At 28.3% G+C, this 13,226-nt stretch carries 13 protein-coding genes; 11 read left to right on the forward strand and 2 right to left on the reverse strand.

Annotated features, from left to right (window positions below):
- The first annotated feature begins 7 nt into the window (after window positions 1-7).
- From HY951_11580 to HY951_11605, 6 genes are read left to right on the forward strand one after another with little or no spacing between them, the layout of a single operon-like run.
- Window positions 8-907 carry a glycosyltransferase family 2 protein gene (locus HY951_11580; GenBank protein ID MBI5540693.1) on the forward strand — a complete coding sequence of 300 codons (900 nt, stop codon included), beginning with the start codon at window positions 8-10 and terminating at the stop codon, window positions 905-907.
- Window positions 907-2,046 (forward strand): glycosyltransferase family 4 protein, encoded by a 1,140-nt coding sequence (locus HY951_11585; GenBank protein ID MBI5540694.1) that lies wholly within the window; start codon window positions 907-909, stop codon window positions 2,044-2,046. Before HY951_11580 ends, HY951_11585 begins: the two co-directional genes overlap by 1 nt.
- On the forward strand, window positions 2,021-2,941 hold the full coding sequence (locus HY951_11590; GenBank protein ID MBI5540695.1) for an FkbM family methyltransferase: 921 nt from the start codon (window positions 2,021-2,023) through the stop codon (window positions 2,939-2,941). Before HY951_11585 ends, HY951_11590 begins: the two co-directional genes overlap by 26 nt.
- Window positions 2,941-3,813, forward strand: a complete 873-nt coding sequence (locus HY951_11595) for a glycosyltransferase (protein ID MBI5540696.1) — start codon at window positions 2,941-2,943, stop codon at window positions 3,811-3,813. The genes HY951_11590 and HY951_11595 overlap by 1 nt, the downstream gene beginning before the upstream one ends.
- Window positions 3,810-5,021 carry a glycosyltransferase gene (locus tag HY951_11600; GenBank protein MBI5540697.1) on the forward strand — a complete coding sequence of 404 codons (1,212 nt, stop codon included), beginning with the start codon at window positions 3,810-3,812 and terminating at the stop codon, window positions 5,019-5,021. Before HY951_11595 ends, HY951_11600 begins: the two co-directional genes overlap by 4 nt.
- Window positions 5,011-5,889: a class I SAM-dependent methyltransferase gene (locus tag HY951_11605; GenBank protein MBI5540698.1), complete on the forward strand. Its 879-nt coding sequence runs from the start codon at window positions 5,011-5,013 to the stop codon at window positions 5,887-5,889. Before HY951_11600 ends, HY951_11605 begins: the two co-directional genes overlap by 11 nt.
- 16 nt (window positions 5,890-5,905) lie before the next feature.
- Here the strand turns inward: HY951_11605 and HY951_11610 are convergent, their stop codons facing one another.
- Entirely contained in the window at window positions 5,906-6,808 is a 903-nt protein-coding gene (locus HY951_11610; GenBank protein ID MBI5540699.1) for a sulfotransferase domain-containing protein, read from the reverse strand.
- A 153-nt stretch (window positions 6,809-6,961) separates the two neighbouring features.
- On the opposite strand from HY951_11610, the gene HY951_11615 reads away from it, so the two are divergent.
- Window positions 6,962-8,356 (forward strand): hypothetical protein, encoded by a 1,395-nt coding sequence (locus HY951_11615; protein ID MBI5540700.1) that lies wholly within the window; start codon window positions 6,962-6,964, stop codon window positions 8,354-8,356.
- A 7-nt stretch (window positions 8,357-8,363) separates the two neighbouring features.
- Here the strand turns inward: HY951_11615 and HY951_11620 are convergent, their stop codons facing one another.
- Window positions 8,364-8,930, reverse strand: coding sequence for a DUF4468 domain-containing protein (locus HY951_11620; GenBank protein MBI5540701.1), 567 nt, complete (start codon window positions 8,928-8,930; stop codon window positions 8,364-8,366).
- 480 nt (window positions 8,931-9,410) lie between these two features.
- Here HY951_11620 and HY951_11625 point away from each other — a divergent pair, with 480 nt between their 5' ends.
- The 4 genes from HY951_11625 to HY951_11640 all read left to right on the forward strand — a co-directional run bounded on the left by HY951_11625 (window position 9,411) and on the right by HY951_11640 (window position 13,113).
- Window positions 9,411-9,659 carry an HTH domain-containing protein gene (locus HY951_11625; protein ID MBI5540702.1) on the forward strand — a complete coding sequence of 83 codons (249 nt, stop codon included), beginning with the start codon at window positions 9,411-9,413 and terminating at the stop codon, window positions 9,657-9,659.
- Window positions 9,660-10,003: 344 nt separating this feature from the next.
- Entirely contained in the window at window positions 10,004-10,186 is a 183-nt protein-coding gene (locus tag HY951_11630) for a hypothetical protein (GenBank protein ID MBI5540703.1), read from the forward strand.
- Window positions 10,187-10,243: 57 nt separating this feature from the next.
- A complete protein-coding gene (locus HY951_11635) occupies window positions 10,244-11,578 on the forward strand; it encodes an SPASM domain-containing protein (GenBank protein MBI5540704.1) in 1,335 nt (444 codons plus the stop codon).
- 104 nt (window positions 11,579-11,682) lie between these two features.
- Window positions 11,683-13,113 carry a redoxin domain-containing protein gene (locus HY951_11640; protein MBI5540705.1) on the forward strand — a complete coding sequence of 477 codons (1,431 nt, stop codon included), beginning with the start codon at window positions 11,683-11,685 and terminating at the stop codon, window positions 13,111-13,113.
- The last annotated feature ends 113 nt before the right edge of the window (window positions 13,114-13,226 follow it).

The following is a 13,226-nucleotide window of genomic DNA, read 5'->3' on the forward strand; positions in this document are numbered from 1 at the left end:
ATAATTGATGAAAAAACTGCCATTTGCTTCTATAATAATTCCATTTTATGGTAAATGTTCAGTTTTAGCAGAGACATTAATATCATTAATGAACCAAACAGAAAACGATTTTGAAATTGTTTTAATAGATGATGAATCTCCCGAACCTGCTAATGAGTTAGTTCAAAATTATCGTGATACTCTGCAAATAAATTATTTAAGAATTAAAAATAAAGGTCGTGCAGAAGCCAGAAATGTTGGATCACAAAGTGCAATAACAGAAATTTTGATTTTTTTAGATTCAGACATGATAGTAGAACCGAACTGGTTTTTTACCGTAAAATCATATATTTTAAAATATCCTCATACTGTTTTGGTTGGTGATGGCGATAGAAATAAGGAATGGGCAATTAATACATTTTCAAAATATCTAATTTGTATAGAAAAAAGCTGGAGAAAACTGTTTGATGAATCACAACCTATTTCTTTAGACAATTTTAAATTTAGTGCATGCCATCTTGTAATTTCAAAAGAGTTATTTTGTAAAGAAGGTGGCTTTAATAATAACCTTTCGGATGGTGAGGATTTTGAATTGGGTTTTCGTATTCTGACTAAAGGCTATAAGGTAGAATATATGAAAGATGCTATTGTTTGGCACAACGACTTTCCTGACATTAAGATGTTTGCCAAAAGGTTATTACAATACAAAAAATCAGTTGAAAAAATAGTGGCAATTAATCTTGTTCCTCAAAAATATTTTTTAACCAAAAAACATAGTTTATTTAAACGAACAGTATCTTTATTTTTAAATAACAAAGTGGGTCATTGGTTAATATTACAATTGATTAATATGATAGAAAATAAAAGCTATATTTCTGAAAGAAGTAAATTTAAGTGGTATTCATTATTTTTATTTATTAGCAAATAATGCATGTAGTTTTTGTTTTGGCAAATTGTAATACAGCACCTTATTTTAATTGGTTTGCTGAAGAATCATCTTTACGAAAAGATATTGAGTTTTCTTTTGTTGCAATGACGCCGGAATTTCCAAAAATGATAGAAGATGTAGCTAGATTTGGATGTAAAGGATACTGGGTTAAATACGACTATTTGAAAAGACGATCAAATATTATTAAAGCAACATGGAATCTTTACAAACTATTTAAAAAATTAAAACCAACAGTTGTTCACACCCATTTGTTTGATGATAGTCTAGCTGCTCTTTTTGCCGCAAGATTAGCAAATGTTAAAGTCAGAGCAATTACTAAAGGTGACACTTCTTATCATTATTTATATACGCCCAAGTGGGTAATATTTGATAAATTCAATAATCGCAATGCAACTAATGTTATAGCACCATCAACAGAGTCTTTAAACTTTATTCTGGAAATAGAAAAATGTAAAAAAAAGAAAGTTACTTTAATTCATCATGGTATACCTGCAAATAATTTTATAAACAAAACACAAATTGAAATTGATGAATTTAAATCAAACTTGGGAATAAAAAATAAATTTGTTGTAGGCTCAGTTTCAAGGTTTATAAAATGGAAAAATCAAATCGATATTTTAAAGGCAATTATATCTGTTAAAAAAGAAATTCCTGAAATATTTCTTTTATTGATAGGAATGGGTGATTATAAGACTGAGATAGATGCTTTTATAAAAGATAATGATTTAGTGTCAAATGTTAAGATAATTGAAAAGGTAGATTATGATAAAATGCCTTTAATTTTTTCCTGCTTTGATGTGTTTCTGCATGCAGCTTATATGGAGCCTTTTGGATTTGTAATTGCAGAAGCTATGATGGCAGGCATACCTGTTGTTTCTACACCAACAGGTGCTGCAAAAGATGCAATTATGCATTTAGAAAACGGATATTTAGCAGAATATAACAGTCCTGAGTCACTTGCAAATGGATTAAAATATTTTTTTATAAACAGACAGTCTAAGCCTTTTTTAAAAGCTCGGCAAACTGCCTTATCTTTGTATGATTTTAAAATGATGTATAATAATTACGAAAAACTGTATTTAAAGGCTATTGATGAAAAAGTTACTAAGAATTATTAGATCGTTTATTCCTTTAAATTTTATTGTCAGAGTAATAATAAAATTTAACTATAAGGTAGCTTCATTTATTTATAAGGAAGCCACTAATCATTGGGTATTAAGCGGAACAGTGAAAATTAATTTGCCAGACAAGAATTCATTTCGCATATTTTCAAAAGGAGATGATTTTATACCAAATCAATTATACTGGAAAGGATTTAATGGGTATGAAAAATCGATCGATATATTCTGGTATTTTGCTAAAAGCTCAAAGATCGTAGTTGATATTGGAGCTAACATTGGATTATTTTCTATAGTTGCAGCAAAAGCAAATATAAATGCAATGGTATATTCATTCGAGCCTGTTGAAAGAATATATAATAGACTTTTAAAACAAATTAAATTAAACAAAATTGAAAACATTTACCCAGAATGCTGTGCTATAGGAGATACTTCAGGAACCATATCATTATTTATTCCCGAAGGGAAAGCAATGGCACTTGCATCATCAGCAAAAGAAGGTTGGCTTGAAGGCTCAAAGGAATTTAAAATTAAGTCTTATACACTTGATGATTATAAAACAGAAAAGAAGATTACAAAAATTGATTTAATTAAAATTGATGTCGAGTTATATGAATATGAGATTTTTATGGGGATGAAGAAAATTCTTGAAACTGATAAACCTATTATATTTTGTGAAATCTTATTGCCGGAAAGTGAAGGAGTAAAAGGTCATTTTAATGCAGACAGCTATTTAAAAGTAAACAAATTATTAAATGACTATAATTATAATATTTATCTTATTCACGAAGGGGCTCTTATAAAAATAAACGAGTTTGAATTTAATCCGATTGAAAGAAACTATATTTTTCTGCCCTTTGTTTTACCTAAAGTTTTTAATCCAATTTGTGTATAATGCCTTTAGTTTCAGTTGTTATACCGGCATATAATGCAAGTAAATTTATTAACGAAACTATTTTATCGGTTTGTAATCAGTCTTTAGTTGATTTAGAAATTATTGTGGTTGATGATGGTTCTACTGATAATACAGCTGAAATAATTCAAAATATTGCAATTAAGGAAAATCGGATTAAATATTTATTTCAAAAAAACTCAGGAGTTTCATCAGCTCGAAATTTTGGTTTTAAAAATTCTTCAGGAAAGTTTATCGCATTCTTAGATGCAGATGATTTGTGGCTTACTAATAATCTTACAAAAAAAGTTGAGGCACTTAATACTGCAGAAGAACACTATGGGTTAGTTCATTCGGATGTGCAAATAATTGATTCGAAAGGTGTTGTTACTGCACGTTGTTTATGTGGAAAAAAAGGAAAGGTACTTGATGATTTGTTATTGTGGAATGGGACTGTAATACCAGCTCCTAGCAGTATTCTTTTAAAAAGAGAGGTGTTGGATAAAATTGGATTATTTGATGTAGAATTATCGACTGCTGCCGATCAGGAGTTTTTTTTCAGAATAGCTTCCCAATACCATATTGAAAGATTACCAGAGAAATTAGTGCAATATAGGGTTCATGATTCTAATATGCATTCAAATATTGCTCTGATGGAAAGTGATCACCTGCTTGCATATAAAAAAGCAAAAACGAATAAATTGTTTAAAAGCAAAATTTTTGAACTTCATTGTTTCTCGAATTTATACATTATCTTAGCAGGTAGTTGGTGGAAAAACGGAAAAAATAAATCAAGAGGAGCTTATTTTTTAGCTAAAGCTTTACTTGTTTATCCTCCATCATTTTTTAAACTCTTCAGAAAATTAATGGCATGAGCAAGAATGTGTTAGTTGTTACATATTGGAGTTTCAAAGATGCGCTTATTCAGTCATATACCTTACCTTATGTAGAAATCATAAGAAAAAACCTTAATGCTGGGGAAAAAATTTTTTTATTCACAATAGAGCAAACTCATTTTAAGGTAGAAAATGAAGACTGGAAACAATTAAAAAGAAAATATAAAGAAGAAAAAAACATTATACTACTAAGAACAAAGTATCACAAATTTGGGTTAGTAGCAATAATTTCTGCTTTGTTAAGTATTCTGAAATTAGCAGGAATATGTTTTTTAAATAAAATTAGAAGTATTCATACTTGGTGTACACCAGCGGGCGGATTAGGATATATTTTGTCCGTGATTACCGGGAAGAAATTAATTTTAGATAGTTTCGAACCACATGCGGAACTTATGCTTGAAACAAACACCTGGAAGCAAAACAGTTTTTCCTATAAACTTTTAAAATGGCTTGAAAAGAAACAGGCACAAAGAGCTTCGGCAATAATTACCACAACTGCAACAATGGTTGAATTTGCAAAAGAAAATTATAAATTAAAAACTCAAAAATTATTTATTAAGCCAGCATGTGTTGACTTGAATTTGTTTGAAATACAAGATAACAATAAACTTAAAGGCTCGTTAGATTTACTTGGAAACAGGGTAATGGTATATGCAGGAAAAATTGGAGGTATTTATTTAGAAGATGAACTGTTTTTATTTGTTAAAGCAGCATATGAATATTGGAATCGAAAATTTAAGTTTTTATTGCTTACCAGCATTGATAAATTAACTATAGATGCTTTTATCTTAAAGCATAATATACCTGCAGATGTTGTTGTAAGTTTATTTGTTCCATATGCCGAAATTCCTAAATATTTAAGTTTAGCCGACTTTGCAATAAATACAATGAAACCTGTTCCTTCAAGAAAATACAGTGCTCCGATAAAAGACGGTGAATATTGGGCAATGGGATTACCTGTTGTTATAACAAAGAATATCTCTGACGATTCAGATATTATTGAAAAACACAATGCCGGATTTGTGCTTTCCGATTTTAGTAATAATGAATTTATTAATGCCTGTAAAAAAATTGATATACTTTTACTGGAACCATTAATAAAAGACAGGATTAGAGATTTAGCAATGAAATATAGACAATTTACAATTGCAGAGAATATTTATAAAGAACTTTATTATGAGAAGTGATTTATTAAATATAAGGAAGACTTATTGTCCCGTATGCGAAAATAATCATTTGCAGCCATATAAAATTGGAACCGATTTTGAACTTTTAAAATGTGCGAAATGTAAATTAGTTTTTTCGCCTGTAGTTCCAACTGACGAAGAGCTTTCAAAATATTACGAAAAATATGCATACGAAGGAATTTCAGAGCTTTCTCCAATAACCGTTATAAGATTTAGAGAGTGGCTTGAAAAATTCGAAAGATTCAGAAAATTAAATAAAATATTAGATGTAGGCTGTGGTCGTGGTGAATTTCTAGAAGAGGCTCAAAAGTTTGGGTGGAATGTTACAGGAAGTGAATATTCAGAAACAGCGGTAAAAATATTAAAAGAAAAAAACATTTCTGTTATTTTTGGTGATATTGAAAACTACACTACATCTGATTGTTTTGATGTAATTGTTTCCATTGAGGTTGTTGAACATTTAAAGAATCCATTGCAGAATGTAAACAAAATGTTTTCGTTATTAAGACCAGGCGGGTTGTTATTTCTTACAACCCCAAACAGAAAAAGTCTCACGGGAGTATTTATAAAAAGTCGTTGGAGAGTTTTTGAATATCCTGAACATTTATTTTATTTTTCATTTAGATCAATGAAAAAAATGTTGAAAATATCAGGATTTAGTGATGTGAAAATTAACACAACCGGAATATCTCCGGCAGCTATTAAAAATGGTTTATTAAAGAAAAATAAAGCTAATCTGAGATCAGAAGAAAGTTTCCGTGAAAAAACAGAATCTAAAGGTTTTTTTATGTTATTAAAAAAAGTGATTAATATTTCACTTGATGTTTTTAAGAAAGGGGATACCTTAAAGGTGTGGGCAATAAAATAATTCTGGTTAACGAGAGTTATAAATTTAAACTGGGCCAATTTATTTGCTTGTTGTTAATAAAATCTGAAAGACCAATATTTTGTTTTTTATAAAACTCGACTAATTTATCTTTTGTTTCCTGCTTCATTTCTCCATAATGTTCTTTTTTCATATTTATTTCTTTAAAGAAATAACTCAGTTTTAAAAAAATAGGATATGGAAGATATGTCTTGGAAAATTTCTTAAATAAATTGTTTTTTCTTTGTAGTTTATTTAAAACTTGTGAGTAAAAAAGAAATCTACTTTTACGAGTAATGTTGTATTTTTTATCGACTTCTGGATGGAACGAGCTGTCAACACCAATAAATTTAAAAATTTCCTGACAAATTTCCAGAGGGTTTTCTTTTATTTCTTCAAATAATATAACCTTAATTTGGCTTAAAGGGAAATGCTTTGTTAGGTATTTAAATGATTCAGTATAACAGCCTAAAGAAAAGAAATTTCTATAAAAAATGCTTTCTTTATCAAGTTTATCATTTACTAAGTCTTCAACAATATTATCAAACGGAATACTAACCCAACCATCAGCTACTGCCATGTTGTAAGAAGAATAAGCGCGTTCAACAGGCTCTCTTAATACAAAAATTAGCTTTGCTTCAGAATTATGTTGGAATAATCTCTCAATTGCTGTTGGATTGTTATAAATGCTTACATTTTTGGCTAATGTGATTTTACCGGTTTCTTTATATTTAAAATATAAATGAAATGAGGAGTGAAATCCTCTATGAAATTCATCATTATCGGCAAAATATGCAAACTCTTTAGTGCTATGTGATATAATTTCAGGGTGTTGTCTAAAATATTCTTTTAAGGATGTAGTTGCAGCTTTCTGAGCACCAATAATAATCGCGTCTATATGTTCTTTGTCAGATCTATGCATTAAAATAGCCAAATATTAATGCAAAGGTAATCAAAAAAAATGTTCAAACTCGCATTACAAGCTCAATGGGGATTTAAGAAAAAAGGATTAACTTTGATTTGTTAAGTAGAGTCAATTATAACGAATTACAGTTCAACATTTTTTTGAATATTTATGTTTATACATATATTAGATATTTATGATTTTATAATGACCCCATTCTATATTTTGTTTATATTATTAATAGCTAGATATTATCAAAACAATAAAATTAAAAAAGATCCTGAATATAAATATTTTACTATGGGTTTGGCTGCCAAAATTCTTGGTGGAATTTTTCTTTGCTTAATTTATGTATATTATTATAAGGAAGAAGGAGATTCTATTGCATATTATTGGAGTTCTGCTAGTATGCTGAATCTCGCAGGTAAGGATTTTTCAACTTTTATGTCAATTATTTCAGGCAATTTATCAGCTGAAAATTATTCTGTATTTGATAATCAAACAGGGTATCCGTGGTATTATCAAGATAGTAATACTTTCTTTGTTATAAGACTATCAACCTTGTTTTTATTATTTGGTGGAAAAAGTTACATGTGTACTACAGTCCTTGTGGCAACAATCACCTATTTAGGAGTATGGAAATTATTCAGATTATTTTATAGTCAGTTTAAAGAGATTAAATCACAGGTTTCATTTGCTGTTTTATTTGTTCCATCTGTCTTTTTTTGGGGAAGTGGATTGTTAAAAGATTCTTATACTTTAGCTGCTTTGTGTTGGTTTTTAGCAGGTTTTTATTCAGTAATGATATTAAGAAAAAAAATTATTGGGAACGCTATTCTTATTATTATAGGAATTTATATCATGATGAGTATTAAGCCGTATATTTTTTATTCTTCTTTTGCGGGTGCGATTATTTTATATTCACATTATATTTTAAAAAGAAGTACAAATACGATTTTAAAATATACTATTTTACCATCATTAGCTATTTTAGTCGTTTTTGGGGGCACGTTGTTAATGTTTAGACTTGGGAGCTCAACAGGTCAGTATTCTTCTTTAGATAAAATGCTTACAAAGGCTTCTGTTACACAGTCAGATTTAAAACAGTCATATTATGGCGGTAATAGTTTTGATATTGGTTCTTTTGAACCAACTATAACTGGTGTTTTATCTAAGGCACCAGTTGCAATAACAGCAGGATTATTTCGACCATTTTTATGGGAAGCAAGAAATCCGGTTATGGTAATTTCAGCATTAGAAAATCTAATGTTGTTATTTTTATTTGCCTATGTTATTGTGCTTTGTATCATAGCAGTATTTAAAGTTGGTTTTAAATATATGTTTAAAACAGCATTTGATAACTCACTTATTATTTTTTCTTTTGTTTTTGCATTTACCTTTGCCTTTGCAATGGGATTAACAACAGCAAATTTTGGAGCATTAGTTAGATATAAAATTCCACTTATTCCTTTTTTTCTGAGTAGTTTGTTTTATATTATTTATAAGTTTAATCAAGAGGATCCAGAGAAAATTCTGGCGAGAAAGAAAAAGGAAGCAAAGCTGTAATTATAATTTACCACTCATCTTTTTTGCCTTTTGTTGGTTCCTTCATAAATTTTTCAAAGTCAAGAAGAAGGTCTTTCATTTGTTTATCAATCTGTTCAAGATAGAAGTAATTTTGTGGCGAAAAATCTTTTGCAGTCTTATCTTGCCATTTTTCAATTGGGGTGTATGAAGTTGCGTTAAGATTAAATTCTGTAAGTACAATTTTTATTTTATTGTCCTTAAAATAGGTGTTTATCGTGTATTGAGTTATTCCCTTCATTGTTTGAATTCCTTTTTTATCTGCAGGGTTTAAAATTTTAATTTGATGTTTTCCGACAATTTTACCATTTACCGTATCGGTTTCGCGAATAACTCCTGTTGGATTTTTGTAAAATTTCCGAAACCAAGCTTGCCCCTTTTTAAATAATGAATCTTTATTCGCTGTTATTTCAATTACCTTAGAATAGGTTATTAATTTTGTGTCTTGATCAACAGGTAATGCAATCTCTTTAAATTCATCCTTTTGAGCATTTGCATAAAAGCATAAAACTAGCATTATTGCTGTTATCAAATATTTTATTTTAATTGCTTTCATATTATTCTTTTGATTAAGTATATAACGAAAAACAGTAGCTTTAATTATTAGTTAAAAAGAATGTGAAAGATAAAAATATTTTTTGGAATTGTAGTTAAAGCACAAGTTGAAAATACGCTAAGAATGGAGTTGTATTTAGCACTAGATTTTGCTTCGCGACTGGGTAGCAAGAAAATAGTTTCTTGACAACTCGAAACGACAAATATATTTGATTTGTTATATATGTGGTTATTTTTTTTAATTCGTGAAAATAGTGTCATATTTTTTAAACAAAAAATGCCCGGCAATGTCATTTATTAAATTATTTTACTTTAAGACAGTTTATTTTAGAAATAGTAACTGTAAGTATATGAGGTGAATGTGTTCGCGTTGTTGTTTTTCGTAATACTATTTTAAAAAATATTTCACTTTTTGTGGTTACTATTTATAGTTCGTTCGACTATAGGCTATAAACTGAATATTTTTTAATTGTATTTAATTATGAGCATTATTTCAAACCTCGACAAATTAAAACTTATAAACAGCGAAATAAAGAAGGAGCAAACAGGATCGCCTGAAGATTTTGCTAAAAAACTTTGTGTTTCACGTAGTATGTTATATAATTATATAGAAGAGATAAAAACCCTTGGTGCGCAAATTAAATATAATCGTACTATTAAAACTTTTTATTTTGAAAATAATTTTGATATAACAATAGACATTAAGTTTCAAAGCAGAAATAGCAATTAACACAATAAATTATGAATTTAAAAAGATAAAATATTGGCAATAAATGTTAAAATTAGTTCCGTCCAATTATATTAGACGGAGCGATGTTATATTTACCTCATTAATTAAAAAAACCGGCTTGGTCTTGCAGATCCAAAGCCGGCTCTTGTCGAACGCAACCGAATGTATTACCAAACAATTGCTCTGCAAAGATAAGAAAAATGATACGCTAAGCAATAATGCATGGCAAAAAGCGAAGCGCAAAAGGGTTTATAAACCGCCAAGAAGGAAATAAATGTATTAAATTAAAACGCTAAACTTTTTATAAATAATTAATGAAAGCTTTAGCAAAAAAAACAAAAATCATGAAAAATAATAAAGTATCAAAAAGTGGTTTAAGCCAAAATTCAATGAATTCAATAGCACTTAATTTAATTAAAGGTGGTGAAAGTCAAACATGCGATTGTCCAGCACCACAATCAACTTGTGGAGTTACACCTCATGCAAAATGTGTTGAAATTCAGGCAGCTGGATGTAAAATTAACTAGTTTTATTTGCAACCTAAGTAAATTAGGTTGCTTTTTTTAACAATTTAAGTATTTTATATGTATAAGAAGAGTCAGTATAATTATTTCTTAAAAGAGAAAGATCAAGTGATTTGTTATAATGGATTATTTGATACAATATTTATTGTGAAAAAAGCAGAATATTCTATCATTGAGAATCTGTTAAATGATTTGAATGCATTTAAAACTAATGATTTAAGTCTATTTGAAAATTTTTTAAAACTAGGATTTATAACAAATAACAATGAAGAGGAGATAGATATTTATAGATATTTAAATAAAAAACAAACCTTGGTAGATGGTTTTATGTGGATTACTATAAATCCCACATTAAATTGTAATGCAAATTGTTGGTATTGTTCAACAGATTTGAATAATGTGGAATTAAAGCCAAGTATAATGTCAAAGGAAACCATAGATAATATTAATATATATGTTGCAAATATAATAAGTAAAGGGCAATTTAAAATTCATTTTGATTGGTTTGGAGGAGAACCTTTGTTGGGATATAATAAAGTAATGATTCCAATTATTGAAGAAATAAAAAATAACAAGCTATTTGAAAATATTGTTTTGTCACAACATCTAACAACTAATGGGAGCTTACTTGACGAGAAAAAAATAACTTACTTTTCAAAGAATAATTTACATAGTTATCAAATAACCATTGATGGTAGTGAGGAAAAGCATAATAATATTAAAGCAATAAAAAATATTAATTCTTTTAAACAAACGATTAAAGCTATACATAATATTATTAGAATTGATAAAAAAGCAAATGTGGTTTTACGATATAATTATGATAAAGACTCATTAAGGTATTTAAAAGAAGTTGTAGAATTGCTACCTGATTTTGATCAATCTAGAATAAGTATTGATTTTCAGAGAATTTGGCAAGCGAATAAGTCTAAGTCTAACAGACAACAGATATTAGAAGCAATACCCATTATTATAGAAAAAGGTTATGAAATTAATTTATGGGCTTTTAAGCCCCTAAGATTTTATGCTTGTTATGCTGATAGATTTAATCATGTAGCATTTAATTATGATGGTAAAGCATTCAAATGTACTGCACGTGATTATTCTGATTTAATAAATATAGGTAGTATTAATAATGATCCATTAAATGTTATTAATAATGATAAATTGATGACAAGATATTTTTCTAAAGCAGGGTTTGAAAATGAATTTTGCTTAAAATGCAAACATTTACCAGTTTGCACTGGACCTTGTATTCAAAAAATGTTTGAGTATCGAAAAAATCCTAAACTATTTCCTTGTGTATTAGAAGCAAGTGATATAAACATAAATGATTTTATTAGGTTTCGAGCTAAAAAACACAGAATGGAATTATTATCAGAGAATATTACATAAAAGAGGTTAAATAACGTTAAACACGATAACTAAATCTGCATTATTAAACTCATTATGTTTTAATATTAAAACAGTCTAGTAATTTTGTTATAAATTGAAATATCATGAAAGTTGGAAAATTATTAATTATTGTAGCGTTTTTTGGAATTTGTGTTAGTTCTTTATATGGGCAAGGATATAAAATTAAAATTAAGGTAAGAGGTCTTTCTGAAAATGACACCTTACTTTTAGCGCATAGATTTGCTGAAAATTTATATCCGGATGACACTGTTTTGGTGGATAAAAATGGCTGTGGAACCTTTTACAAAAAAGAAAAACTTGATGGTGGAATTTATGTAATAGTTATTCCCTCTCTAAAAAAAAGATATTTCGAATTTTTAATGGATAAATCAACGCAATTTTCAATTGAAACAGATACTACTGATTTTATTGCAAATATTAAATCAACAGGTTCTGATGAAAATAAAATATTTTTTGATTGGCAAAGATCAATGGCTGGCCTTGAAAAGAAAATGAAAGTTGCATCAGAAAAAATAAAAGAATTTTCTGATAAAAAAATGCAGGACTCTTTGAAAGTATGGCAAGAAAAAGGAACTGCTATTGATAATGATAGAAAAGCATTCTGGGAAAAAATTAAAAAAGATAATCCGGCATCATTACTTGCTAAAGTCTTAAATGTTTTAACTCCTGTTGATATACCAAAACCAAATTTTCCCGAAAATGCTAAAAAGGATTCATTGGTAAGGCTTTTTCAATATGTGTATAATAAAGATCACTACTGGGATAATGTTGACTTTAGCGATGAGCGGTTATTAAGAACTCCTTTTATTGAATCTAAAATGAAAGACTTCTTTAAAAATATTGTGCTTACTGTTCCTGATTCTTTAACAAAAGAGTCAATAAAGGTATGTGAACTTGCAAGAAAAAATAAATTCTTTTTTCAATATGCAGTAGTTTATACAACTAATTATTTTGAGACATCTCAGATAATGGGAATGGATAGAGTTTTTGTTAATCTTGCTGAGAAATATTATTTAGCAAAACAATGCTGGTGGGCCGATTCTACATTACTTGTAAAAATGGGCGAAAAAGTAGCAAAAACAAAACCTAATATGCTAGGTGAACTTGCACCTGATTTAAAAATGGAAGGTCCTGATAGTAAAATGCATCAATTACGTTTTGTAAAAGCAGATTATACCATATTAATTTTTTGGGAACCAAGTTGCGGGCACTGTAAAAAAGAAGTGCCTAAACTTTATGAATATTATAAAACTGTTAGAGATAAAGGTGTAGAGGTATTTGCTGTTTATACCCAGAATGAAGAAGGTGAGTGGAAAAAATTTATTGAGGAACATGGCTTAGACTGGATAAATGTTTATGATAAATACCATTTTACGAATTTCCGTAATCTTTATGATATATATAGTACACCAGTAGTATACATACTTGATAAGAATAAAAAAATTATTGCTAAGCGTATCGGTGTAGAACAAATTGAAAAATTTTTGGAATTTCAGAAGAAAAATAATTTATAATTTCAAAATAATAACATGTAAGCAACAGTTAAATATAATAAAGCAAGGCATATATTCATTGCTTTTAATATTTGGTAATTTGTTGTAATTTCTAATCTTCAAATAAGAAATGA

The organism is Bacteroidia bacterium, from assembly GCA_016218155.1.
Classification (GTDB): domain Bacteria; phylum Bacteroidota; class Bacteroidia; order Bacteroidales; family GWA2-32-17; genus GWA2-32-17.